Here is a 22,059-nt window from a genome sequence, read left to right on the forward strand (position 1 = left end):
TTTTTAATGAACCGCCCCCCCCCTATATAAAAAAAATAATTTTCGGCGGCTGCTTCTTTTGTTAATACCCCACCCCCCCCACCCCCCGGCCCCGCCGCCCGCCCCGTGTGGGGCCCCCCCCGGGCCCGGACGCGTGCCGCACACCCGGCCGGCCCTGGCCCGGAGGCTCAGGGCTGCCCGGGGCGTCGTTCAGGAACCCGCCGGTGCGTCCTCGATGTCCGAGATCAGCTTGGTGCTCAGGTCGCTCTGCACGGCCAGCCGGGTGTGGCCGGCGTCCGGGCCGGTGCCCCAGGTGAGGGTGACCGTCGTGAACAGGTGGCCGGCGCCGGAGTCGTGGTAGCGGACCTCCCAGCGGGTGGGGACGTCCTGGGCGCGCAGGACGCCGTCGGCGTGGTTGGCCTCCTCCCAGGCGGCCAGGCGCCGGCGGAAGTCCTCGGTGAGGTAGTGGGCGCGGAGTTCGTCGGACAGGTCGTCCGTGCCGTCGGACACGGCGTCGATGTAGGCGCCGTAGAAGTCGGCGACGCGGTCGACTGCCGAGTCCGGGCTCCCGCCTCGGACGGCTGAGGACGTGACGGTCTGGCTGTCGGTCATGGGTTCGTCTCCATCAGGGCATCATCGGAAGTCCCGCCCAGGGCGGGCACGTTGGGACGTCCCCGTCCCTTCCCCGACGCGTACGCATCACACGCCGTGGCCCATCGATCACCCGAACGGATGAACACGGGCCCGCCCCGCGCCGGGCAGCGGCGCAGGGCGGGCCGGGCGGGCGCCGACGTCACCCCCGTGGATGCCGGTGCCCGTGCTCGGGGGACGTCCCGTTGCTCAGGAGACGTCGATCGCGGGGGACTCGCCGGCGTAGTAGTAACCAGGGGCGGTGAACCACGCCACGGCGTAGTACCTGCCCGGAGGCACCGTGGTCAGGTAGCCGTTCACCGAGCCGTAGTAGGCGTCCTGCCGGCTGCACGCCGTGCCGCCGTACTGGTTCCCGGCCCCGTCGACGATCTTGACGCACAGGTCGATGGTGTTGTGCACCTGGTCCATGGTGTAGGCGGCGGCCCGGATGTTGCGTCCGCCCTCCGAGCTGATGCAGGACTGGGTCAGCACGCCGTCGGCGTAGTACGGGGCCCGGCAGCCGCCGTTGTCGGCCGAGGCGGTGCCGGCGGCGAACAGGGTGGCGGTCGCGGTGAGCGCCAGCACCCCGGCCGACGCGGCGAGGCGGAGTTTCACAGGGGCTCCTTCGGCATGGGAGTGGTCGGTCCGTGCTTCTCGCATCGGGAACTCACGGTCGCGCCGCGGGACTTGGCGCGTGCGGCGGGTCGCCCCGGCCGGGCCCGGCCGCGCCCGTGGTGTTCCGCCTCAAGGCTGGCCGAAGCGGCGTGTGGAGTCACGAATTCCGTACAACCCCGCACAGGCGGCGGCGCCCTCGGATGCGGGCCAATCCGGTCGCGTGCCAGCCTCGAAGGACGGGTGCCAGTCCGTTCCGCTCCGCCCCGCCGGGCCCCTCTCCGGCGGGGCCCCTGGGAGGTCCACCATGCCTGCCGTCCGCCCGTTGGGCTCGCCGCCCGCCCGCCGTCACCGGGGCGCGGCCGGATGAGCGCCGTCGTGCACCTGTCCGGGCCGGGACGGCCGGGATCGGACCTCGGGGAGCTGGTCGCGCGGGTCGCGCGCGGGGACCAGGACGCGTTCTCGCACCTGTACGACGCGGTGGCCGGGCCGGTGCTGGGCCTGGTGCGCCGCGTCCTGCGGGACCCGGCGCAGTCCGAGGAGGTCGCCCAGGAGGTGCTGTTCGAGGTGTGGCGCACCGCCGCCCGCTACCGGGCCGAACGCGGCGCGGTGATGCCGTGGGTGCTGACCATCGCGCACCGCCGCGCGGTGGACCGGGTCCGCGCCGCGCAGGCCGCCGCCGACCGCGACCGGCGGGCCGCGGCCGCCGCCCACGCCCCGGTGTTCGACGAGGTCGCGGAGCAGGTCGAGGGCCGGCTGGAACGCGAGCAGGTGCGGCGGTGCATGCGCGTGCTGACCGAACTGCAGCGCGAGTCGTTGACGCTGGCGTACTACCGCGGCTTCACTTACCCGCAGGTCGCCGAGGTGCTCGGCGTGCCGCTGGGCACGATCAAGACCCGCGTGCGCGACGGGCTCATCCGCCTGCGCGACTGCCTGGGGGTGGGCGCATGAGCGAGCGAATCGTTGGATGGTGCGCGTTGCGCGAAGCGGCTGCCGGGCGAAGCGAGGTGGGCGCATGAGTGAGCGGAGCGAGCGAATCGTTGGATGGTGCGCGTTGCGCGAAGCGGCTGCCGAGCGAAGCGAGGTGGGCGCATGAGCGTCGCCGACCTGCACACGCTGACGGGCGCGTACGCCGCGCACGCGCTGGACCCGGCCGAGAGCTCGGCGTTCGAGCGGCACCTGGCCGACTGCCCGGCCTGTGCCCAGGAGGTGGCCGAGTTCGCCGCGACCCTGGCCAGGCTCGGGGCGGCGGAGTCCGTGGTGCCGCCGGAGGCCATGAAGGCGCGGGTGATGGCCGCGCTGCCCGCCATCCGGCAGGAGGCCCCGCGGACCGCCCCCGTCCAGCCGGCGGGCCCCGGGCCGGGCCGGCTGCGCCGCGCCTGGCCGAAGCTGGCGCTCGCCGCGTGCCTGGCCGTCGCGGCCGGGGCCGGCGGTCTGGCCGTCCAGGAGCACCGGGAGGCCGACCAGGCGCGGGCGCGGGCCGCCGCTGTCCAGCAGCAGAACCGGTTCGCGGACCTCCTCGCGGCACCCGATGCCCGTACGGCCAGTGGGACGGTGGCCGGCGGGGCGGGCGTGGGCACCGTCGTGTGGTCGCACGGTCGCGGCCAGGCGGCCTTCCTCGCCACCGGCATGCCCGCCCCGGCCGCGGGCAGGACGTACGAGCTGTGGTTCGACGACGCCGGGACGATGCGCCCCGCGGGGCTGCTGCCGGGCGGCGACGGTTCGCTGGTGCTGTCCGGGCCGCTGGGCGGGGCGACGGGCGTCGGAGTGACGGTCGAACCGGCGGGCGGGTCCGCCCACCCGAGCGGCGCGCCGGTCATGCTGCTGTCGTTCACGTGAGGCCGGGCAAGCCTCGACAGGGAGTTCCGCCCGCAGCCCCGTCGGGGTTACTCTCCGGTAGCCCCGGGAGGCCTTCCCCGCCGGGGCCCGCCGACGAGCACCCCGAGGAGCAGCATGCCCGCCGACAGATCCGCCCGATCCGCCCGCCTGTTGAGCGGACTGCTGCTGGGCGCCGGGGTGGCGCACTTCGCCGCCCCGCGCCCGTTCGACGCGATCGTCCCGCGTGCCCTGCCCGGCAGCCCCCGGACCTGGACCCACCTGAGCGGCCTGGCAGAGCTCGCCGTCGGCGCCGCCGTCGCGCACCCGCGCACCCGCCGCGCCGGTGCACTGGCCGCCGCCGGGCTGTTCGTCGCGGTGCTCCCCGCCAACGTGCAGATGGCCCGCGACTGGCGCACCCGCCCGGCGCCGCTGCGCACCGCCGCCGTCGCCCGGCTCCCGCTGCAGGTGCCGCTGGTGCTCTGGGCGCTGCGGGTGGCCCGGAGCTGATCCCGTTGCCGTGCCGTCCAGCATGCAGGTGGGCGGCTTCGCGCGAACGGGCCCGTCCCGGCGGCCGGTCACCGCTCGTACGGCTGAACCGGCGCATCGCGCGTCCCGGCCGGGCGTTGACCACGGCATGAAGACCAACACCTGGGCCGGCGTGGTCGCCGGTGCCGCCCTGCTGGTGACGGGTGCGACCCTCGCCCCCGTCGCCGGCGCGGCCGGTGCGCCGGTCGCACCGCACGATCCGTACACCCGCACCGAGCTGTTCTTCGGCACCGAGCGCCCCGACGGCGGTCCCGCCGTCACGGAGCAGGAGTTCCAGGCCTTCGTCGACTCGGAGATCACGCCGCGCTTCCCGGACGGCCTGACCATCGAGGACGGCCGGGGCCAGTACCGCGACCGCCACGGCGTCATCGAGCACGAACGGTCCTACCTGGTCACGCTGTTGTACCCGCTGCCCGCCGCGCGGACGGCGGGCGCCGCGGTGGAGGAGATCCGCCGGGCCTACGACCAGAGGTTCCAACAGGAGGCCGTGGGCCGCGTCGACGAGTCGGTGAGGGCCTCGTTCTAGCCCGCGCCACGACGCGCCGGAGGCCGTCCCGTCGGCGGACCGGTGTTCCGCGTGCATCAGCCGTTGCCGGTCACGGCCTTCACTGCTCCGGCGATCGACGGAGGCAGGCTGTCGATCGTTCCCGAACCGGTGGTGGCGGCAGCGGTGTTACGGGCCCTCGGCCTCGGCGAGTCGTGCTCCTGGGATCCTGGTCGCATGGACGATCTCGCCGGCACGCAGGCCCCGCTCCGACAGCTGACCGACCCCTCCGAGGCTCTCGCCGCTCTGGAGCGGGCGGTCCCTGACCTGGCGCGGCTGCGCCTGCCGGAGCCGAGGAGCATCGACTGGCGGCTCGTGGAGGCCGACCTGGGTGTAGGTCTGCCGACGGATTTCAGGCTCCTCTGTGAGCGCTACCCGTCCTTCGTCCTCGGGGACTTCCTCGGCCTGGGCGGTCCGGAGCCGGGCGGTGAGCGCCGCTGGGTGGAGGGCCTGCGCGAGACGCTGGAAATCGTCGACGAGTGGTGCGCGGAAGCCGATCTGGACGTCCCGCTCCACCCGTACCCCGCCCCCGGCGGCTTGCTGCCGTGGGCGGGTTCCCATCAGGGCGACCTCTTCCTGTGGACCACCGACCCGGCCGGGCCGGAGGAATGGACGGTCACGGTAGCCTCCCGGAGTTCCGTCTGGTGGCACTACACCGGCGGAGCCGTCCAGTTCCTGGCCGACCTGGTCACGGGCGCGGTGGAACCGTGGGCCCTGCCCAAGGTCCGCTCCCAGGCCGGGAGATGGTGAGCCCGCCGGGAGAGGGCCGCTTCCCGGCTGGTAGCGTGGCGATCTTCGCCAGGCGCAGGCCGGCGGAGTCCCCGAAGGCGAACGCCCATGACCGACATGCACGTCCACCGGGCGAGGCTGCGCCTCGACGCTGCCTTGGATGGCCTCGCCGACGCCTTCCGCGGCGCGGTCGCGCACCCCGACGAGCACAACTGCGAGTGTCACTGGGGCAGCGCCGAGGAGCTCGCCCTCCTCAAGGTGCCCGGGGTTGTGCTCGATCCCGACCTCCTCCGGCGGAGTTGGCACATCCCCGGGTGGGGCGACCCCGGAGCCGTGCTCCGCCGCATCCTGCCCCAGCTCGCGGGTGCCGTCGTCGACAGCCGGTCCGAGTCGTACCGGTACCGGGACGAGATCGGGGTTGTCCTCGCCCGCGCGGACTGGCAGACGTGGCCCCCGGAACAGGCTGCGGCTGTACGGGAGTTCCTGCACGCGTTCTGGGCCCACACCCTCGTCACCCCCGACCCCGCCGCGTACGCGCCCCGGACCCTCGTCCTGTGCGTCGAGGCGTCCGGCGAACTGAGCCCCTGGCTCGACGTCTGGGAGGCGCTGGACCACCCGGCGGCCGATCGTCGCCTCGCGGAGGCCGTCGACGAGTGGGGCGACGACCTGCTCGCCGATGAGTTGCCCTGGTGGACCTGGCACGACGACAATGACGGCATGGTGGCCGTCCTCACCGCCTGGCTCATCCGCCACGCCCCTGCCCGGCTGAGAGCCATCGGCACCCCGGACGACCTGCTCCACCGCCTGCGGCTGATCGGCCTCACCGGGCCCGCCCGGTGGACCGATCCGCACTGGCCGAACCACACCGACTGATCGCACGCGACCCGACCGGCTGCTCCGACGCCATGCCCTGGTCGGGCGGGCCCGCCGCACGGCAACGGGGGAGCCCCGAGACCCGTCAGTGCGCGCGGGCGACGACCACCGGGCACGTGGCGTGCTGCGTCACGCGCGTGCTGACCGAGCCGAGCAGGGCGCGGCTGAAGCCGCTGCGGCCGTGGCTGCCCACCACGAGCAGCTCGGCGCCCCGGGAGGCGTTCAGGAGCACGTCGGACGGGTCGCCCATCACCATCGTCCGCCGCACCTCCACCGTCCGGCCCTCGCCGAGCACCCGGTCGCCGAGCACGCGGTCGAGCTCGTCGGCGAACCGCTTCTCGGCCACCTCCCGGTCGAAGGAGTGGTCCACCACGGGCGCCGACCAGCCGATGTGGCTCGGCGGCTCCCAGGCGCCCACCGCGTCCACGACGCCGCCGATCAGGGTGGCGTGCCGGAGGGCCCAGCGCAGCGCGGCGTGCGACGACGGCGAGCCGTCGACGCCGACCACGACGCGGGGAGCGGAATCGTGCGCGTTCATCTGTGTCGCCACCTGTACCGTCACCGTCCTGTGAACCGTTGGAGCCCCTCGTCCACCGTGCGTGCCGTCCTCGGCGGGCGCCAGTACGGCCTGCCACCCGGGTGACGGGCGCCGGCCGGGTCAGCCGTACGGGACGACGGCGACCGGGCAGTGGACGTGGTGGACCACGGCGTGCGCGACGGGCCCCAGGTGGTGGTGGCGCAGGGGCGTGTGCCGGGCGCGGCGGCCCACGACGAGCAGCCTGGCCGTCGCCGCTGCGTCCACGAGCTCGACGGCCGCCTTGCCCCGGACCAGGTCGGCGGTCACGGCCACCTCGGGGTGACGGGCCCGCCAGACCTCCACGGCCTTGGCGAGCCCGTTCCACTCGACGCTGGAGATCTCGCCCTCCAGCCCGCCGATGGCGCCGTACGACATGTACTCGGTCCCGGCCGGCGGGGACCACACGTGGACGACCCGCAGCGGCGCCGAGCGGACGGCGGCGGCCTCGAAGGCGAACGCCAGCACGTCCTCCGCAGGGTGCGCCAGGTCGAGCCCGACGACCACAGGACCGTCCGACTCGCCTCCCTGCGCGCCCGGGGCCTGCGCGCGGACGAGCACCACCGGACAGGCCGCCCGGCGCAGCACCTCCTGGCTCACCGAGCCGGTCAGGTACCCGCGGATGGTGCCGAGGCCGTGCGAGCCGAGCGCGAGCAGGGCGGCGGTTCGGCCGGCCTCCTCCAACGCCTCGACGGGGTCACCCGACACCGGCGACGCGGTCACCGGCACCCCGGGTGCCATCTCGCTCAATTCCGCTTCCCGGGAGGCGAGTTGCTCCTGTGCGCGGCGGAAGGTCTCGTCCCGTCCCGCCACATCCCGATGCGGCCCGGGCCAGGCCTGGAGGAGCGTCAGCGGACACCGGCGGCGCTGCGCCTCGCGGACGGCCCATTCGGTGGCGGCGAGGCTTTCGGGCGAACCGTCGAATCCGACGACGACGGGAGCGTTCACGGCCGGCACCCTCAGTCCCGCAGCGAGCCGAGCGCGGCACGCAGCCGCCGCCCGGCCTCGTCCGCGACCTCGCCGAGCCCACCGTCCGACCCCGCGAGCGCGACCAGCACCTGGGGATCGACGGCCTCGACGACGGCGCCGTCACCGTCCGCCCGGACGACCACGTTGCACGGGAGCAGCAGCCCGATCCGCCGGTCGGCCCGGAGCGCGCGGTGGGCGAGGGAGGGGTTGCAGGCACCGAGGATCACGTAGTCCTCGACCTCCTCGCCGATCTTCTCCCGGAGGGTCGCCCGGATGTCGATGGTGGTCAGGACACCGAAGCCCTGCTCCTTGAGCGCGGCCGTGACGGCCTCCACCGCCTCCGCGAACGGCCGGCCGAGCCGGACGCCGAAACCGTAGTCCACGATCTCCTCCTCGGGGTCCCGCCCAGTATCGACGGGCCCGCCACTCACCGCCTCCCGGCGCGGGGCGAACCGGGCAGAGGCGGATACGGCCGTTGCGACCAGATGTGCGGATGACGTCGACCGAGGCAGAATTGGACGCCGCAGATCTCGCGACCGTCTGCCGGGCGTTGGCAGACCTCCAGTACGTGGTGATCCCCGAGGAGCTCATCGAGACCGACTACCGAGGACCGAGCCCGCTCTCCAGCCACGTGACGCGGCCGACCTGGTGGGACCGGTTCTCCGGGATCTACTGACGGTCACTCACCCCGAGCGTCCGTTGTCGTACCGGCCCGGTAGCGTGCCACGTGCCGAGTGCAGACGAGAGCGTTGACGGGGAGTTCACTTGACCGGGCACGACACGCGGACCGGGCTCGCCGCCCTGCTTCTCGACGGACTCTGGCCGGGTCTTGATCGAGCCGGTCTGAACGTCGTGGAGTACGACCCCGAGTGGCAGTCGCCCTGTCAGCTGGGGGAGCCCGACCCCGACGGCATGATCCGGTGGAAGCCTGTGCCAATGGACCGGGCCCCCGACTTCGCCGATCTTGAGGCCGCAGTCGCCGCCATCGGCGGGGTGCTGCATCCGGACGTGACAGCGTTCTACGGCAGCCTCTGGTGCGGCCCGGTGGACGGGTTGGAGCACTCCGGTGAATCGGTGTCGCTCCGCACGCTGTGGAACGAAGCGGAACTCCAGCGCACCGTGCGCGGCCTGGCCGAACACGCGCGGCGGCAGGCGGCGGAGTTCGGCGGTGCCATCTCGTTCCCCGTCGCCGGCTCCTACTCCGACCTGTCCTTCGCCCTCGACAACGCCACCGGCGAGATCCTGCTCCAAGAGGCCGGCCACCCCGGTGGTCGCCTGGTCGCGCCGTCGTTGGCCGAGTTCCTGGCGGACTTGTAGGCGGGGCCGCAGCGGGCTCCTACCGGCTCAGGAACCCTTTCGCCTTCTGCACCAGGTCCGGCGGCAGGTCGCTCGACTCCGAGACGATCGCTCCGAGCTCCTGCGCGAGCCCGGGCGTCTCGCTCCAGACTACCGGGCTCCTGGTCAGCACTGTGTTCAGCAGATCGCCCGCATACATGTCGCCCTCCGCCATCGGGTCGTCCCGCAGTACCTCCAATGAAAGCGGCAGGAGATGAGCAAGGCCGACGTCCTGTCCGATCATCAGTCGCAGGTCCTCGATGGTCAGCTCGCCGATCGGCTTCTGCCGAAGGGCGTGCACGGTCAAGACCAGACGGGTCGCATCCGCCGGCGGTGCCGGCCAACGGTCGTGCTCAAGCTCCTCAAGGGTGCGGTCACGGTCCACGGGGCCGGTCATCGGTCGATCGTCCCCGCGGCGACCTGTTCGAGGAACTCGTGCAGTGCCCGGCACAGGGTCTCGGGCTGTTCCAGGTGGACGTCGTGGCCCGCTGCGGGGACGCTCATGGCCACCGTCTCGGGGCGGCGTTGGAGCATGGCCTCCGTCTCGTCCCGGGGGATGATGCCCGATTGGCCCAGGACGACCAGTGTCGGGCAGGTGATGCCCGTCCACTCGTCCCAGAAGGCGCGCCGGGCGTTCTCCGCCAGCGCTTCGACCATCACGTCCCGGTCGAAGCGCGGCCACCACCCGCCGTCCCGCTCGTCCAATCCGTCCGCCCAGGCCTCGCCGACCGCACCGCCGCCGAAGAACTCGACCGCCGCACCGCGTGACGGGAAGGGCCTCGGCCACGCCTCCAGCGCCGCGCCGATCTCGGCGGGGACGTCCGGGCTCGGGCCGCCGGCTCCCGCCTCGACGAGGACGAGGCCGCCCGGGAGGTCGGGGTGCGCGGCGGCGGTGAGCATGGCGGTGTGGCCGCCCAGCGACTGCCCCACCAGGACCGGGCGGTGCAGGTCGAGCTGTTCGACGACAGCGGCGACGTCGGCGACGTACGCGGCGCGGGAGACGTCTCCGGGGCGGCGCGTGCTGGCGCCGTGGCCGCGCTGGTCCACGGCGACGACCCGGTGGCGGGGGCTCAGGCTCCGGGCGATGGTGTCCCATTCGCCCGCGTGGCCGGCCAGTCCGTGCAGCAGGAGCACCGGGGCTCCGGAACCGCCCCAGTCGCGGCAGGAGATGCGGACGCCGTCGCGTATCACGGTGTGCTCGGTCCAGGCCATGCCGGGTTCTCCAGGAGGCGGGTGCGGTTGGTGAGTTGGTGGCGCGGCCCGCCCCAGGAGGGGCGGCTCGCCTTGCCGTCGAGCCAGAGGGTATACAAGCAGTTCACGGCTGCTCGCCGCCGGCCAGTTCGCCTTGGCTCGTCCTGGCCACCTCCACGGACCGCGCCATGTTCTCCGGCCACGATGACCTCCAGCCCCCGGCCGAACTCGAACGGCTGGCCGACGAGCGCGGGCGGGTCAGGCGGTCGAGCGACGGTCGGGGAACGCCACGGTCCCGACCGTCTCCCAGGACAGTTCCCAGGCCGTCTCGCCCTGCGGGCGGGGACGCTCCTCGAAGAGGACGTCGAGCAGGTGGAGCCCGGTGAAGCGGACGGGGACGTGGCTCGGGGAGATCCGGCGGAGCGCGGTCTGCAGGGCGTCCGAGGAGGCCTCGGCCCAGGCGTAGCCGAGGGAGATGTGGGGCCTGCCGCCGTTGTGGAGCAGGGCGCCGGGGCCGCGCACCTCCCGGATGGCGTCGCGCACGCGCTCGCGCAGGTCGACGAGGCCGTCGTCGGGGGACACATCCAGGAAGGCGCCGGCCCGGTTGGCGATCGGGGAGCCGACGACGACCTCCAGCGGACCGGCCGTGGCCAGGTGCTCGTGCAGGGCGGTGAGGAGGTCGTCGCGCTCGTCCGTGGTGATCTTGTCGGCCGTGGTGTCGGCGACCATCTCGACGGTGCAGTGCAGCGTGCCGTCGACGAGCGGGGTGATCGGGAACGGGCGCATCGCCTCGTGGCACTCGGCCACCAGGCGGGCCAGCGGGGGGTGGGCCGCCTGGTCGGGGACGGCGTAGACGTGCAGGACGCGCGCGCCGTCGGGCCAGGGGGCGCCCTGGAACTTCGGGACGAACTTCTCCACGGTCTCTTCTCCCTAGGCTCGGGGGACTTCAGCTCGGGGGACTTCAGCATCCCGGAAACGGACGGCCGTGTCCTCGCCGTCCGGGAGTCCGGGAATCCGGGGGCCCGTGGGCTCGCCTTGGCCGTCACATCGTCACATCGTCACCGCGGAGCCGCCGCCGGCCGGCGATCAGTCCGGCTGCTCCGCGAGCAGGGCCCGGCAGTCGGCGCGGAAGCGGTCGTCGGCGTCGGTGTCGTACCGCGTCCCGCGGCTGTGGTCGCCGTTGTTGTCGACGCGGCGGGGGTCGGCGAGTTCGGCGTGCAGCAGTTCCGGGAAGCCGGGCGGGAGGTCGCGCTCGGCCTGCTCGCGCCGGAGTGCCGCCGCGATGAGCGGGCGGACGGGGCGACTGCGCGTCCACAGGGTGCGCAGCAGGTCGTCGTCGGGCCGGGCACGGGATTCCGCGGGTCCGGTGGCCCGGGCGGCGAGGAGGAGGCGGACGAGGGTTCGGTCGTGCTCCTCGATGGCGAGTTCGGCGGCGAGGGCGGTGCGGATGCGCTCCCCGAGCGGGGCGGCGTCCGCGCCCATCGCGGCGGCCAGTTCGAGGGCGTGGAAGCGCGGGAACCAGTCGTCGGTGTCCGCGATCAGGGCGTCGAGTACGGGCAGGATCTCGGCGGGGTCCTGTCCGGCGTGCCACAGCGCGCGGGCGGCCTCGACCCGGGTGACGGGGTACGGGTCGCCGAGCAGTTCGCGCAGGACGGGCAGGGCGTCCTCGGCGTCGGGGCCGAGGCCCTCGGGGTCGGACAGGACCGTGCGGAGGCCGTGGTGCAGCGAGCCGGTGGTGTCCCGGGTGAGGTCGAGGCACGCGGCCAGCACCGGGCCGATCACCACGTGCGCCCGCGGGTGGCCGGTGGCGGCCATGGCGGCGAGGAGCCGGCCGACTTCGGCCAGGGCGGTGTCGTCGATGACGCCGTCCACCTCGCAGCGCTCGGTCGCGGGGTGCGCCCGGGAGAGCAGTGCGGAGAGCATCTCGTGGGCGTACGGGCGAAGTTGGCGGCAGTAGAGCGCCAGGTCCTCGGGGACGGAGCGGCCGGCGAGCAGCGGCGCGAGGAGGCCGACGGCCCGTTCGTCGCCCGCGGCGGCGAGGAGTTGGATGCACTGGCCGGGCAGGTAGCGCTCCCAGCCCCAGCCGGTGCGGTACCGGCCGTCGTCGGCGATCGTGGCGGCGGTGTCGAGCAGGTCGGGAGAGAGCGGGAACCGGCCGAGGCGCAGCTCCTGGGCCGCTGCTGCGGCGAGTTGCGGGTCGGAGCCGCGGAGGAGCCGGCCCAGCGCTTCGGCGGTCCGTGCGGCATTCGCGTCGGGGACGCGCCATCCGCTGTGCAGGTCGCCCGCCCGGTCGACGGCGGCCTGCGGGCCGTGCGGGTCTCCGTGGCGCAGTGTGTGCAGCACGAGCCGGTGACGTTCCGGCACTCGGTCACCGAGGGCGTCGATGAGGTCGTCGAGTGCTTCGGCGACGAGTTCGTCGGTGTCCTCGGTGAAGGACGCGGTCTGCAGGGTGCGCAGGTGCGAGAGGAGGGTGTCGGTTTCGGGGCGGGGCTCGCCGGGTGATGCGGTGGGGTGTTGCCGGGCGCGGTCCAGGGCGGCCGTCGCCCGGTCCGTGAGGCCCTCGGGCAGGTGCTGCGGGGTGTGGCGGGCGAGGGCGGCGAGCGCGGCCAGTTCCGTCGCCGGGTCCTGGCCGGGCTCGGCGAGCCCGGCGAGCGCCCGCGTGGCCCGCAGCTGCTGGGGCGGGTCGTCGCTCAGCCGCCCGGCCAGGGTGCTCAGGGCGATGACGTGGGCGTGGCGGACCGTCGGGTCGTGCTCCTCGGCGGCGGCCGGCGTGGTGATGAGGTTCAGGACGGTTGCGGGTCGGGTGTGGCGGCCTGCCAGGAGGACTGCGGCTGCCGCGCGCACGTCCGGTTCGGCGTCGGCCAGCAGTGCGGTCAGGCCGGGCAGCCGCTGTTCCAGCGCTTCGCGCGCCAGCAGGCCGTACGCGAGCTCCAGGTCGTCGCCCCAACAGCCGGTCTCCTGCGCCCTGGTGACGACGGCCTGCGGGTCGGGCAGGTGATCGGCCAGTTCGGCGCGCCGGGCGGCGCTCTCGCCGATGCTGTCGAGCAGGGTGAGCAGGGAGCCCCGGTCGGCGACGGTCGGAGCGGCGGCCAGCGCACAGAGGAACGGCAGGCAGGCGAGGGTGGAGTCGTACACGTCGCCCTGGTGGTGGACCCCTCCGTACAGGGCGTCCAGCGCGTGGTCGCGCTCGGCCGGATCCGGTGATGCGAGGTCGCGCAGCAGGCCGGGGACGTCGGTGGCGGGTCCGTAGGCGTGGTTCAACGCGGCCCAGTCGATGTCGTCGAGCCCGTCGAGCGGGTCGTGCATGTCTCCCCCGAGGTGGTGCGATGGCCGGTCCTTGCGCTGGCCAGTCTCACGGATCGCTCGGACACCTGGTCGGGCGGGGTCGCGCGAGGGTTGTCCGCCCGTGGGGGGTGGGTCTTCGCGGGGTGGACGGCGGTGCTATTTTGAACGCGTTCAAGCACCTTGAACGCGTTCAAAGCATCCTGGGGGTGGAAGATGATGCGATCAATCGCGTCGCACTACGCCGAGCCTCGGCCATGGGGGCTCGCCGCCTGTGCCGGTGCCTCGTGGCTGGTCTACGCCGTCACGTACGCGACGGGTCACGCAGGAGCCGACGGGGAGACGCTCACCCGGTGGTGTCTGGCCGGCTTCAGCACCCTGATTCCCCTGGCAGTGCCCGGGCGCTGGGGCTATCGCGTGGCCTGTCTCGTCGTCGGGTGGCTGCAGTTCGGCCTGGAGCTCGTGGTCTCGCTGCCGTGGCTGATGATGCCGCTGCCCATCCTCGTGGGCTTCTTCCCGTCCGGACTCGTGCTGCTTCTCGCGGGCCGGAAGAACGGCGGCCCGATCGGCAAGACGATCGGCGTCCTGCTGAGCCTGGTCCCCGTCGTGCTCTTCTTCACCGTCTGGGGAAACCGGTGACCGACCTCGCCCCGGACTCGTCTACCGGGGCGCGAGCGTGGGCAGGCTCGGACATGTCTGCACACGTCGACCCGGTTGCACGTTGACCCGGATGAAGGAGCGCCCGATGACCGCAGTGCACGAGTCCGTCCTCGACGCGATCGGCGGGACGCCGCTGTTCCGCCTCGCGCGGCTGGGGGCCGGGATCGCCGCGCCGATCTACGCCAAGGCCGAGTTCCTCAACATCGGCGGGAGCGTCAAGGACCGTGCCGCGCTGTCGATGATCCTGGCCGCCGAGCGGGACGGGCTCCTGGCGCCCGGCGGGACGATCATCGAGGCGACGTCCGGCAACACCGGCATCGGGCTCGCCATCGTGGGCCGCCGGCGGGGGTACCGGGTGATCGCCGGGGTGTCGGACAAGTCGGCGCCCGAGAAGGCGGACATCCTGCGGGCGTACGGGGCCGAGGTGGTGCTCGCGACGACCTCCGTGCCGCAGGAGGACCCGCGGCACCTGTTCAACGTGGTCCGGCGGCTCACCGAGGAGATTCCGGGCGCCTGGCTCGCCAACCAGTACGACAACCTGGCCAATCCGGACGCCCATGTGCGGACCACCGGCCCCGAGATCTGGGAGCAGACCGGCGGTAGGGTCACCCACTTCGTCGCGGGCGTGGGCACCGGAGGCACCGTCACCGGCACCGGCGGGTACCTCAAGCAGGCCTCCGGCGGTGCGGTGACGGTCGTCGGCGCGGATCCCGAGTCCTCGTCGTACGGGGGCGGCGACGGCAGCCCGTGGTTCGTCGAGAGCATCGGCCACTTCCTCCACCCCGAGACGGTCGAGGACCGCTGGCCGCAGGCCTACCGCTCGGAGGTGATCGACCGGTTCGAGCGCGTCCCGGACCGCGAGTCGCTGCTGACGGCCCGCCGGCTCGCGCGCGAGGAGGGCATCCTGGCCGGCCCCTCGTCCGGGACGGCGGTGGCGGCGGCGCTGCGGGTGGCGCGCGGGCTGGGACCGGACGACCTGGTCGTGGTGCTGCTGCCGGACTCCGGCCGGTCCTACCTGTCCAAGGTCCACAACGACGGGTGGATGCGGCGCCTGGGCTTCCTGGAGGAACCGGGGGAGGGCGAGCTGCGGGCGGCCCTGGAGGGGGCCGGCCCGCTGGTGACGGTCGGCGCGGACGCGACCGTCGGCGAGGCGCTGGAGGCCCTGCGGGCCGTGCCGGGCGGGGTCGCTCCGGCGGTGCTGCCGCGGGCGGCGCGGCCGTACGGGGTGGCCGAGGCGGAGGTGCTCGGCTCGGTGTCCCGGGAGGTGCTGCGGGCGGCGCTCGCGGACGGCGGCGCCAAGCCCGACGGCCCGGTGCGCCCGTTGCTCGGGCCGGCCCTGCCGACGGTCGGGGTCGGGCAGCCGGCCGCCGAGGCGCGGGCCGCGCTGGCGGGCGGGCACGCGGCGGTGGTGGTGCTGGTGGATGGGAAGGCGGCCGGGGTGCTGACGAAGGCGGCGCTCGCCTGAAGGTCCCCGCCGGCACCGCGTGGACGGCGAACGGCGGGCTGCGGCCGCCGATGCCCGTGCTCTCCACGCACGTTCGTCGGACCGAGCGGGTTGCCGTCGTTCTTCATGGTGCGCGCCTCCAGCTCCGCCACCTGACCTGGGGGGCTAACCCCCGCAACTATTCGGGTGGTAGCCGGTTGGGCGAGGGGCTGGCGGACGCGGCACGCTGGGCGTGAACGGGGAACGGGCAGCACGAACAGGGGATGTCGATGAGGGCACGTACGGGGACGGCGGCGCTGTGGGCGGGCGTGTGCGCGGTGGCGGTCACGGGGCTTCTCCCGGCTACGGCCGTCGCGGAGCCGGTGCGGGTGCCGGGGAGGGGGCCGCTGTTGGTGTCGGTGTCGGGGGAGACGGCGCCGCCCGCCGGCCTCGCCGAGGGCGTCCAGCAGGCGGTCGCGGACGGGTTCCCGGGGGTCCTGGCCTACGCCAGGGACGGGGAGCGGGAGTCGCGGGTGGCGGCCGGCGTCGCGGACCTCGCGACCGGCGAGCGGGCCCGGCCGGACCAGCGGTTCAGGATCGCCAGCAACACCAAGTCGTTCGTGTCGACGGTGCTGCTGCAACTGGAAGGGGAGGGAAGGCTGTCCCTGGACGACAGCGTGGAGAAGTGGCTGCCCGGAGTGGTCGACGGGAACGGCAACGACGGCTCGGCCATCACCATCCGCCACCTGCTCAACCACACCGCGGGCATCTACGACCCCACCACCGAGCCCGAGTTCTTCGCCCCCTACCTGGAGGGCCACGTCCGGGACTACGTCTACACCCCGCGCGAGGTGATCGCCCGCGCCGTCCGGCACGAGCCGCTGTTCGCGCCCGGATCCGGCTGGTCGTACTCCAACACCAACTACCTGGTCGCCGGTCTGGTCATCGAAGCGGTCACGCACCACAGCGCCTCCGCCGAGATCCACCGGCGGATCCTCGCCCCGCTCGGCCTCGACAACACCACCTTCCCACTGACCGATCCGGCCATCCACGGCCCCCACCTGCACGGTTACGACTTCAAGCACCAGGACGTGACGCGCTTCAGCCCGTCCTACGACTGGACCGCCGGGGCCATGATCTCCACCGTCAACGACCTGGCCCACTTTCACCGGGCGCTGTTCACCGGCGAGCTGCTGCGCCCCGCCCAGCAGCGCGAACTCCTTACGACGGTGCAGTTCCCCCACGCACCGGCGTACGGACTCGGCGTGCAGCACATGGACGTGTCGTGCGGCGCGGCGCCGGGCACCCGGACGATCGGCGCCTGGGAGACCGACGGCGGCGGGCCCGGTTTCACCAGCGTCTCGCTCACCACCACCGACGGCGAGCGGCAGCTGGTCCTCGTCGGCAACCTCTACGACCTCGGCGCCGACCTGAAGGGCGAGCCGCCCGTCCCGCTGAGCAAGGGGATGATGCAGGCGCAAACGGCAGCGCTGTGCGGCTGACGCGCGGCCGCGGCGCCGTGTACGACCGGGGAGAGGCCGGCCCGGGCCGGCCGAGAAGGCAAGCCGACGTGCGACACCCGTCAGGCGATCCGGTTCACCGCGAACTGCCGGGCGCACCGGCGTCCGCCGCCGCGTGGCCGGTGGGCGTCGGCCGCTGTCGGTCGTGACCGCTACTGTCTGCGGTCATGGGACTTTCGATCACCGTGGGACTCCTGGACGACCAGGCGAGGAACGACGCCGAGGGACTGGTGCACTTCCGAGGCGCCTTCGCGCGCCTGAGCGCGGCGCTCGCGGACGGCGGCGTCGACTGGCACGAGCCGGAGATCGCCGATCCGCCCGCCGCGCCCGCCGTCTCCGCCCACTTCCCGTACAGCTACCTGTACCACCTGCGTCGCGTCTTCGTGCTCGCCGGGCGCGGCGAGCGGCTCACTCCCGCGCTGGAGACCGACGCCGAGCAGTACGAGCGCGACGGCCGGAAGATCCAGGACGAGACGTCCATGTTCGCCTCCCATCTGCTCTGCCACGCCGACAATTCGGGCTACTACATACCCGTGGACTTCGACGATCCGCTCTTCCTCCCGGAAGAATCGGACGTCGCCGGGTACGGCATGGTCGGCTCCAGCCAGCGCCTGCTGGCCGAACTGGCGAGCCTCGCACCGTCACTCGGCATCCACCTCGACGCCGACGGCACGCTCCCCGCGGCGGAGGACTCCACCCTCGCGGACCTCGAGCCGGGGTCCCCCTTCGAAACGGAGAAGATCGCCTGGCACCAGCTGTACCGCGCCTGCCGGGCCAGCATCGCCGACGGCAAGGCCATCGTGTTCCTCTGAGCCCGGCTGGCGTGGCCGGTCGGGACCGCAGCTCCGGTCAGCCCGCGAGGTGCTCCAGGAGGAGGGGCATGATGCGGTCGGCGTCGGCTTCCGGGAGCCAGTGGGTGGCGCCTTCCAGGGGGACGAAGCGGTAGGGGGCGCTCACGTGCTTGGCCGTCAGTTCGGCGGCGTCGCGGCCCAGGGCCATGTCCTCGGTGCCCCAGACGAAGAGCGTGCGGACGGTGATCTCCCCGGCGGGCACCCGGAGTTCGTCGTTGATCGCGCGGTACCAGTTGAGGCCGGCGGTCAGTGCGCCCGGCTCGGTGAGGCGACGGACGTTGGACTCGATGAGCTCCTCCGTCAGTGCGCCCCGGTAGAGGGTGTGCAGGCGGGCCGCGCCGTCGGCGAGCATCCCCTGCTCGGCGACGTTGCCCGGCTGGCGGAAGAGCTTGACGTACTGCGAGCGTTCGCGCTGGTCGCTGCCGTTGTTCATGGCCTCGAAGAGCGCCTCGGGGTGCGGCGTCGCGAGGACGGTCAGGCTGTGGAGCCGCTCCGGGTGGGCGGAGGCCAGCGCCCAGGCGACGAGGCCGCCCCAGTCGTGGGCGACCAGGTGGAAGCGCGGCGAGCCCAGTGCGTCGGCGAAGCCGAGGGCGTCCGCGACGAGGTGCTCGACGGCGTAGTCGGCGATGTCCTCGGGGCGGGCGTCGGGGGAGTAGCCGCGCTGGTCGACGGCGACCGCGCGGTAGCCGGCGGCGGCCAGCGCCGTCAGTTCGGCGGTCCAGCAGTCGGCGAACTCGGGGAAACCGTGCAGCAGCAGGACGAGTTCACCGTCGGCGGGCCCGGCGGCGAGCGCGTCGAAGGTGTGCGGGCCGACGGTCAGCCGGGTGGGAGTGGGCGTGGTGGTCATGAGACGAGCTCCTGTCGGTTGTACGTCAACAGGACGATCACACCACAGGGTTGACGGGGTGACGACAGGGGGTCGGTCGGACGAAGGCGGGCCGGGGCAGTCGCAGGCTGTTACAAGGCGGTGACGTTTCGACCACAACCGACCGGCGCGGTGCGGCGTCCGTATACATGACAGGGCCCGAACCGCACCGGACACCGCGGTCGGGCCGGCACCCACCTCCCCTCGAAAGAGGTGTACCCGTGATCGTCTCCAAGCGGAACTCCATGCGCCTGGCCGCCGTGACCGCCGTCAGCGTGCTCTCCATCGGCCTGGCGGGCACCGCCATCGCCGCCACCCCGTCCGCCCCGGCGGCGCAGCCCGTCGCCGCCGCGGCCGCCGCCCAGGCCGGGATCACCGCCAAGCCGTCGGTGACGTCCGTCCGTGCCTGGGAGCTGTTCCGGGTCAACGGCACGACCACCGGCCTCAAGCCGGGCACCAAGGTGACCCTGCAGCAGAAGCAGCACGGCAAGTGGGTCACCCTGCCGGCGTCCGTGAACACCAACCGCAACGGCGCCTACTCGCTCGGCGTGAAGCTCGGCATCAAGGGCCTGAACGAGCTGCGCATCGTCAGCGGGAACACCGCGTCGCCCGTGTTCACCGTGACCGTGCGCTGACGTGCGGCCACGGTCGCGGTCGTCGTCAACTGCCGGGGTGGCAGCTGACGCCGGGACCCGCGGGGGGGGTGGTGTGTTCGGCGCGGCCCCCCACCCCGCGTCGGGGGGGGGGGGGGGGCGCGGGGGTGGGGGGGGCGGCGGGCGCCCCGGGGGGGGGGGGGGGGGGGGCGCCCCGCCCCCCCCCCCCGGGGGGGGGGGGCGCCCCCCCCCCCCTCGGCCTGTGATCAGCGGAACGCGGCGGCGTTGCGGGCGGCCCAGTCGGCGAACGGGCGCGGCGCGCGGCCGAGGACGCGCTGGACGTCGGGGCTGATCCGCAGTTCGGCCGGGTTCGGGGAGCCGAGGATGTCCAGGGTGTCGTCGGCGAGTTCCACCGGCATGGCCCGGGACATCGCCGACCTGGCCTCCTCGCGCGTGAGCTCGGCGAACCGGACGGGCGAGCCCAGCGCGGCGGCGATGGCCTCTGTCTGCCCGCGGGGCGTGATGAGCTCCGGGCCGGTCAACTCGTAGACGCCGCCGGTGTGCCCGTCCTCCACCAGGCAGGCGGCCGCGACCTCGGCGATGTCGGCCGGGTCGACGATCGGCACGCCGACGTTGCCGAAGGGGGCGGCGACGGCGCGCTGCGTACGGACGGACTCGGCCCACCAGAGGGCGTTCGAGGCGAAGCCGCCCGGCCGGAGGATCGTCCACTCCGTTCCGGACTCGCGCAGGGCGTCCTCCACGCCGCGTATCGCGATCCGCGTCGGGCCGAACGGCCTGGTCGCCACACCCTGCGAGGACAGCAGGACGATGCGCCGGACCCCGCGAGCCGCGGCCCGGCCGATGATGTCGGCGGGGTCGGCGCCGGCGGCGTGCATGTCGCCGGACAGCAGGAGGAACAGTGCTTTCGCCCCCGTCAGGACGGGCTCAAGGCCGGCGGGCCCGGTGAGGTCGGCCGCGACATGGCGGACTCCGTCCGGTACCGGCGCAGTGCGTCGCGACACCGCCGTCACCTGGTGGCCCGCGGTCGCGAGCGCCTGCACCAGCGGTCGGCCCACGTTTCCGGTGGCCCCGGTCACCACGATCATGATCAGCTCCTTGCTCGACAGCTCGATGGCTCGATTTCCTGAGGTGGCCTTCACGGTAGGAGTCGGAGCTAATCTTTCGTAAGGACATACCTTGAGGTAAGCTCATAACATGGTGGGAGGAATGCAGTTCAGGCAGGCCGAGGCCGGCAAGCGGTATGAGGTGTTTCACACCGACTGCCCCGCGCGCGACGTGGTCGACCACGTGACCAGCAGGTGGGGCGTCTGGGTGCTGATCTCGCTGGGGAGCAACGCGCTGCGCTTCTACGAGCTGCGCGAGAGCATCCACGGGATCAGCGAGAAGATGCTCGCCCAGACCCTGCGCGTCCTGGTCCAGGACGGCCTGGTCTGGCGCGAGGTCGAACCGACGTCACCGCCTCAGGTCACCTACGGGCTGACCGAGTTCGGCCGGGAGGTCGCCGAGCCACTGGCCGACCTGTTCGACCGGATCACCCGCCGCCTGCCCCCGCGCGACGCCGGGTAGCCCACGCAGCGGCCATCGGCGGGCGCCTGCCGCGCACCGCCGGCTGGGCTCTGCCCGTGGCGAATCTGCGGCGGGCAGAGAAATCGCATCCGAGGGTCTTCGGCGGTCGAGAGTGATGGGGACAGCATCCCCGGCTCTTCGAGGAGACCTGATGACTCCACTCGGCACCCTCCTGCCCCGCGCGGAGGAGGGAGACACCCCGCCCAGCCGGTTCGACGACCACCTCGCGGCTCAACTGCTCGCCCAGCGGATCGTCCTGCTGGGCACGCAGGTCGACGACGTGTCGGCCAACCGGGTCTGTGCGCAGCTGCTGCTGCTCTCGGCGGAGGACCCGCGCACCGACATCTGCCTGTACATCAACAGCCCGGGCGGGTCGGTCACCGCGGGGCTCGCCATCTTCGACACCATGCGGCTCATCCCGAACGACGTCTCGACGCTGGCGATGGGCTTCGCCGCCAGCATGGGGCAGTTCCTGCTCAGCGTCGGCGCGGCCGGCAAGCGGTTCGCGCTGCCGAACGCGCGGATCATGATGCACCAGCCGTCGGCGGGCATCGGGGGCTCCACCGCGGACATCGAGATCCAGGCGGAGAACCTCCTGTTCACCAAGAAGGCCATCGAGCGGATCACCGCCGAGCACACCGGGCAGAGCGAGGAGACGATCGCGCGCGACGGCGACCGCGACCGCTGGTTCACGGCCGAACAGGCCAGGGAGTACGGGATCGTGGACCGGGTGGTGGAGTCGCTCGCCGACATCCGCCCGGCCTCGTCGCGCCGACGGATGGGGCTGTGACATGGGGTCGTACACGGTTCCGTACGTGATCGAGCGCACCGCGCAGGGCGAGCGGTCCTACGACGTCTTCAGCCGGCTGCTGAACGAGCGGATCATCTTCCTCGGCACCGAGATCGACGACGGCGTCGCCAACGTGGTCATCGCCCAGCTCCTGCACCTGGAGTCGGAGAACCCGGAGCGCGAGATCTCGATCTACCTCAACTCGCCCGGCGGATCGTTCACTTCGCTGATGGCGATCTACGACACGATGACGTTCGTCCAGGCGCCGATCTCCACGTTCTGCGTGGGCCAGGCGGCATCGACGGCGGCGGTGCTGCTGGCCGGCGGGGATCCCGGGCGGCGGTTCGTGCTCCAGCACGCGCGGGTGCTGCTGGGCCAGCCGGCCAGCGGCGGGCGGCAGGGGACGGTCTCGGACCTCAGCCTCGCGGCCAAGGAGATGGTCCGCATCCGCTCGCAGGTGGAGGAGGTCCTGTCCCGGCACACGCACCACGACGTGGCGACGCTGCGCGCGGACATGGACCGGGAGAAGGTGCTCACCGCCGAGGAGGCCGTCGCGTACGGGATCGCCGACGAGGTGCTGAGCCGGCGGCTCGCGTTCGCCTGAGCCGCTTGACCGCTGACGGCACGGGCACGGGCACGGCGGCCCGGACCACACGCGGGTTCCGGCCCCCGCCCCGGTCAGGGGACC

At 73.4% G+C, this 22,059-nt stretch carries 27 protein-coding genes; 16 read left to right on the plus strand and 11 right to left on the minus strand.

Annotation, left to right across the window (positions count from 1 at the left end; genetic code table 11):
* Positions 1 to 189: 189 nt before the first annotated feature.
* Both ACFV4G_RS34215 and ACFV4G_RS34220 read right to left on the minus strand, forming a co-directional pair.
* Positions 190 to 591, minus strand: coding sequence for a hypothetical protein (locus tag ACFV4G_RS34215; RefSeq protein WP_380446080.1), 402 nt, complete (start codon positions 589 to 591; stop codon positions 190 to 192).
* A 228-nt stretch (positions 592 to 819) separates the two neighbouring features.
* Positions 820 to 1,224 carry a hypothetical protein gene (locus tag ACFV4G_RS34220; protein ID WP_380446081.1) on the minus strand — a complete coding sequence of 135 codons (405 nt, stop codon included), beginning with the start codon at positions 1,222 to 1,224 and terminating at the stop codon, positions 820 to 822.
* Positions 1,225 to 1,587: 363 nt separating this feature from the next.
* Here ACFV4G_RS34220 and sigK point away from each other — a divergent pair, with 363 nt between their 5' ends.
* The 6 genes from sigK to ACFV4G_RS34250 all read left to right on the plus strand — a co-directional run bounded on the left by sigK (position 1,588) and on the right by ACFV4G_RS34250 (position 5,731).
* Positions 1,588 to 2,172 carry an ECF RNA polymerase sigma factor SigK gene (sigK, locus tag ACFV4G_RS34225; protein ID WP_380446082.1) on the plus strand — a complete coding sequence of 195 codons (585 nt, stop codon included), beginning with the start codon at positions 1,588 to 1,590 and terminating at the stop codon, positions 2,170 to 2,172.
* 141 nt (positions 2,173 to 2,313) lie between these two features.
* Entirely contained in the window at positions 2,314 to 3,060 is a 747-nt protein-coding gene (locus tag ACFV4G_RS34230; RefSeq protein WP_380446083.1) for an anti-sigma factor domain-containing protein, read from the plus strand.
* A 114-nt stretch (positions 3,061 to 3,174) separates the two neighbouring features.
* Positions 3,175 to 3,546: a hypothetical protein gene (locus ACFV4G_RS34235; RefSeq protein ID WP_380446084.1), complete on the plus strand. Its 372-nt coding sequence runs from the start codon at positions 3,175 to 3,177 to the stop codon at positions 3,544 to 3,546.
* Positions 3,547 to 3,673: 127 nt separating this feature from the next.
* Complete coding sequence (locus tag ACFV4G_RS34240) at positions 3,674 to 4,111, plus strand: DUF3574 domain-containing protein (protein WP_380446085.1); 438 nt, start codon at positions 3,674 to 3,676, stop codon at positions 4,109 to 4,111.
* A gap of 195 nt (positions 4,112 to 4,306) precedes the next feature.
* Positions 4,307 to 4,879, plus strand: coding sequence for an SMI1/KNR4 family protein (locus ACFV4G_RS34245; protein ID WP_380446086.1), 573 nt, complete (start codon positions 4,307 to 4,309; stop codon positions 4,877 to 4,879).
* A gap of 87 nt (positions 4,880 to 4,966) precedes the next feature.
* On the plus strand, positions 4,967 to 5,731 hold the full coding sequence (locus ACFV4G_RS34250; RefSeq protein ID WP_380446087.1) for a hypothetical protein: 765 nt from the start codon (positions 4,967 to 4,969) through the stop codon (positions 5,729 to 5,731).
* 85 nt (positions 5,732 to 5,816) lie between these two features.
* On the opposite strand, the gene ACFV4G_RS34255 is transcribed toward ACFV4G_RS34250, so the two are convergent.
* From ACFV4G_RS34255 to ACFV4G_RS34265, 3 genes are all read right to left on the minus strand, one after another.
* Entirely contained in the window at positions 5,817 to 6,269 is a 453-nt protein-coding gene (locus ACFV4G_RS34255; RefSeq protein WP_380446088.1) for a universal stress protein, read from the minus strand.
* 120 nt (positions 6,270 to 6,389) lie between these two features.
* Positions 6,390 to 7,253, minus strand: a complete 864-nt coding sequence (locus ACFV4G_RS34260; RefSeq protein WP_380446089.1) for a universal stress protein — start codon at positions 7,251 to 7,253, stop codon at positions 6,390 to 6,392.
* Between the two features lie 11 nt (positions 7,254 to 7,264).
* A complete protein-coding gene (locus ACFV4G_RS34265; RefSeq protein WP_380446090.1) occupies positions 7,265 to 7,657 on the minus strand; it encodes a DUF302 domain-containing protein in 393 nt (130 codons plus the stop codon).
* A gap of 110 nt (positions 7,658 to 7,767) precedes the next feature.
* On the opposite strand from ACFV4G_RS34265, the gene ACFV4G_RS34270 reads away from it, so the two are divergent.
* Both ACFV4G_RS34270 and ACFV4G_RS34275 read left to right on the plus strand, forming a co-directional pair.
* Positions 7,768 to 7,950, plus strand: a complete 183-nt coding sequence (locus ACFV4G_RS34270; RefSeq protein ID WP_380446091.1) for a hypothetical protein — start codon at positions 7,768 to 7,770, stop codon at positions 7,948 to 7,950.
* 89 nt (positions 7,951 to 8,039) lie between these two features.
* The gene (locus ACFV4G_RS34275; protein WP_380446092.1) at positions 8,040 to 8,591 is read left to right on the plus strand and encodes a SecY-interacting protein Syd; all 552 of its coding nucleotides are present in this window, start codon (positions 8,040 to 8,042) and stop codon (positions 8,589 to 8,591) included.
* A 19-nt stretch (positions 8,592 to 8,610) separates the two neighbouring features.
* Here ACFV4G_RS34275 and ACFV4G_RS34280 read toward each other — a convergent pair whose 3' ends face one another.
* The 4 genes from ACFV4G_RS34280 to ACFV4G_RS34295 form a co-directional block, all read right to left on the minus strand.
* Entirely contained in the window at positions 8,611 to 9,006 is a 396-nt protein-coding gene (locus tag ACFV4G_RS34280; RefSeq protein WP_380446093.1) for a contact-dependent growth inhibition system immunity protein, read from the minus strand.
* Positions 9,003 to 9,821, minus strand: coding sequence for an alpha/beta fold hydrolase (locus tag ACFV4G_RS34285; protein WP_380446094.1), 819 nt, complete (start codon positions 9,819 to 9,821; stop codon positions 9,003 to 9,005). Before ACFV4G_RS34285 ends, ACFV4G_RS34280 begins: the two co-directional genes overlap by 4 nt.
* Positions 9,822 to 10,058: 237 nt before the next feature.
* On the minus strand, positions 10,059 to 10,718 hold the full coding sequence (locus ACFV4G_RS34290) for a 2'-5' RNA ligase family protein (RefSeq protein ID WP_380446095.1): 660 nt from the start codon (positions 10,716 to 10,718) through the stop codon (positions 10,059 to 10,061).
* A 168-nt stretch (positions 10,719 to 10,886) separates the two neighbouring features.
* Complete coding sequence (locus ACFV4G_RS34295; RefSeq protein ID WP_380446096.1) at positions 10,887 to 13,106, minus strand: hypothetical protein; 2,220 nt, start codon at positions 13,104 to 13,106, stop codon at positions 10,887 to 10,889.
* A gap of 393 nt (positions 13,107 to 13,499) precedes the next feature.
* Here ACFV4G_RS34295 and ACFV4G_RS34300 point away from each other — a divergent pair, with 393 nt between their 5' ends.
* The 4 genes from ACFV4G_RS34300 (at position 13,500) to ACFV4G_RS34315 (ending at position 17,497) form a co-directional block, all read left to right on the plus strand.
* Positions 13,500 to 13,721 carry a hypothetical protein gene (locus ACFV4G_RS34300; RefSeq protein ID WP_380446097.1) on the plus strand — a complete coding sequence of 74 codons (222 nt, stop codon included), beginning with the start codon at positions 13,500 to 13,502 and terminating at the stop codon, positions 13,719 to 13,721.
* 106 nt (positions 13,722 to 13,827) lie between these two features.
* On the plus strand, positions 13,828 to 15,207 hold the full coding sequence (locus ACFV4G_RS34305) for a pyridoxal-phosphate dependent enzyme (protein ID WP_380446098.1): 1,380 nt from the start codon (positions 13,828 to 13,830) through the stop codon (positions 15,205 to 15,207).
* A gap of 248 nt (positions 15,208 to 15,455) precedes the next feature.
* Entirely contained in the window at positions 15,456 to 16,667 is a 1,212-nt protein-coding gene (locus ACFV4G_RS34310; protein WP_380446099.1) for a serine hydrolase domain-containing protein, read from the plus strand.
* 185 nt (positions 16,668 to 16,852) lie between these two features.
* Positions 16,853 to 17,497, plus strand: a complete 645-nt coding sequence (locus ACFV4G_RS34315) for a hypothetical protein (protein WP_380446100.1) — start codon at positions 16,853 to 16,855, stop codon at positions 17,495 to 17,497.
* Positions 17,498 to 17,534: 37 nt separating this feature from the next.
* Here ACFV4G_RS34315 and ACFV4G_RS34320 read toward each other — a convergent pair whose 3' ends face one another.
* A complete protein-coding gene (locus ACFV4G_RS34320; RefSeq protein ID WP_380446101.1) occupies positions 17,535 to 18,383 on the minus strand; it encodes an alpha/beta fold hydrolase in 849 nt (282 codons plus the stop codon).
* A gap of 242 nt (positions 18,384 to 18,625) precedes the next feature.
* Here ACFV4G_RS34320 and ACFV4G_RS34325 point away from each other — a divergent pair, with 242 nt between their 5' ends.
* On the plus strand, positions 18,626 to 19,036 hold the full coding sequence (locus tag ACFV4G_RS34325; RefSeq protein WP_380446114.1) for a hypothetical protein: 411 nt from the start codon (positions 18,626 to 18,628) through the stop codon (positions 19,034 to 19,036).
* 224 nt (positions 19,037 to 19,260) lie between these two features.
* Here the strand turns inward: ACFV4G_RS34325 and ACFV4G_RS34330 are convergent, their stop codons facing one another.
* Entirely contained in the window at positions 19,261 to 20,100 is an 840-nt protein-coding gene (locus ACFV4G_RS34330; RefSeq protein WP_380446102.1) for an SDR family oxidoreductase, read from the minus strand.
* A gap of 121 nt (positions 20,101 to 20,221) precedes the next feature.
* Between ACFV4G_RS34330 and ACFV4G_RS34335 the strand changes: the two genes are divergently transcribed.
* The 3 genes from ACFV4G_RS34335 (at position 20,222) to ACFV4G_RS34345 (ending at position 21,975) form a co-directional block, all read left to right on the plus strand.
* Complete coding sequence (locus tag ACFV4G_RS34335; protein WP_380446103.1) at positions 20,222 to 20,581, plus strand: winged helix-turn-helix transcriptional regulator; 360 nt, start codon at positions 20,222 to 20,224, stop codon at positions 20,579 to 20,581.
* 151 nt (positions 20,582 to 20,732) lie between these two features.
* Positions 20,733 to 21,371, plus strand: coding sequence for an ATP-dependent Clp protease proteolytic subunit (locus ACFV4G_RS34340; RefSeq protein WP_380446104.1), 639 nt, complete (start codon positions 20,733 to 20,735; stop codon positions 21,369 to 21,371).
* 1 nt (position 21,372) lies between these two features.
* Complete coding sequence (locus ACFV4G_RS34345; protein ID WP_380446105.1) at positions 21,373 to 21,975, plus strand: ClpP family protease; 603 nt, start codon at positions 21,373 to 21,375, stop codon at positions 21,973 to 21,975.
* Positions 21,976 to 22,059 lie beyond the last annotated feature (84 nt).

Origin of the sequence: Kitasatospora sp. NPDC059747, assembly GCF_042732955.1 — a bacterium.
Lineage (GTDB): Bacteria > Actinomycetota > Actinomycetes > Streptomycetales > Streptomycetaceae > Kitasatospora.

Coding starts and splice junctions, on each gene's coding strand:
- ACFV4G_RS34215 (WP_380446080.1), bottom strand. CDS start 591: ATGACCGACAGCCAGACCGTCACGTCCTCAGCCGTCCGAGGCGGGAGC.
- sigK (WP_380446082.1), top strand. CDS start 1,588: ATGAGCGCCGTCGTGCACCTGTCCGGGCCGGGACGGCCGGGATCGGAC.
- ACFV4G_RS34230 (WP_380446083.1), top strand. CDS start 2,314: ATGAGCGTCGCCGACCTGCACACGCTGACGGGCGCGTACGCCGCGCAC.
- ACFV4G_RS34235 (WP_380446084.1), top strand. CDS start 3,175: ATGCCCGCCGACAGATCCGCCCGATCCGCCCGCCTGTTGAGCGGACTG.
- ACFV4G_RS34240 (WP_380446085.1), top strand. CDS start 3,674: ATGAAGACCAACACCTGGGCCGGCGTGGTCGCCGGTGCCGCCCTGCTG.
- ACFV4G_RS34245 (WP_380446086.1), top strand. CDS start 4,307: ATGGACGATCTCGCCGGCACGCAGGCCCCGCTCCGACAGCTGACCGAC.
- ACFV4G_RS34250 (WP_380446087.1), top strand. CDS start 4,967: ATGACCGACATGCACGTCCACCGGGCGAGGCTGCGCCTCGACGCTGCC.
- ACFV4G_RS34255 (WP_380446088.1), bottom strand. CDS start 6,269: ATGAACGCGCACGATTCCGCTCCCCGCGTCGTGGTCGGCGTCGACGGC.
- ACFV4G_RS34270 (WP_380446091.1), top strand. CDS start 7,768: ATGACGTCGACCGAGGCAGAATTGGACGCCGCAGATCTCGCGACCGTC.
- ACFV4G_RS34280 (WP_380446093.1), bottom strand. CDS start 9,006: ATGACCGGCCCCGTGGACCGTGACCGCACCCTTGAGGAGCTTGAGCAC.
- ACFV4G_RS34285 (WP_380446094.1), bottom strand. CDS start 9,821: ATGGCCTGGACCGAGCACACCGTGATACGCGACGGCGTCCGCATCTCC.
- ACFV4G_RS34295 (WP_380446096.1), bottom strand. CDS start 13,106: ATGCACGACCCGCTCGACGGGCTCGACGACATCGACTGGGCCGCGTTG.
- ACFV4G_RS34305 (WP_380446098.1), top strand. CDS start 13,828: ATGACCGCAGTGCACGAGTCCGTCCTCGACGCGATCGGCGGGACGCCG.
- ACFV4G_RS34310 (WP_380446099.1), top strand. CDS start 15,456: ATGAGGGCACGTACGGGGACGGCGGCGCTGTGGGCGGGCGTGTGCGCG.
- ACFV4G_RS34315 (WP_380446100.1), top strand. CDS start 16,853: ATGGGACTTTCGATCACCGTGGGACTCCTGGACGACCAGGCGAGGAAC.
- ACFV4G_RS34320 (WP_380446101.1), bottom strand. CDS start 18,383: ATGACCACCACGCCCACTCCCACCCGGCTGACCGTCGGCCCGCACACC.
- ACFV4G_RS34330 (WP_380446102.1), bottom strand. CDS start 20,100: ATGATCGTGGTGACCGGGGCCACCGGAAACGTGGGCCGACCGCTGGTG.
- ACFV4G_RS34335 (WP_380446103.1), top strand. CDS start 20,222: ATGCAGTTCAGGCAGGCCGAGGCCGGCAAGCGGTATGAGGTGTTTCAC.
- ACFV4G_RS34340 (WP_380446104.1), top strand. CDS start 20,733: ATGACTCCACTCGGCACCCTCCTGCCCCGCGCGGAGGAGGGAGACACC.
- ACFV4G_RS34345 (WP_380446105.1), top strand. CDS start 21,373: ATGGGGTCGTACACGGTTCCGTACGTGATCGAGCGCACCGCGCAGGGC.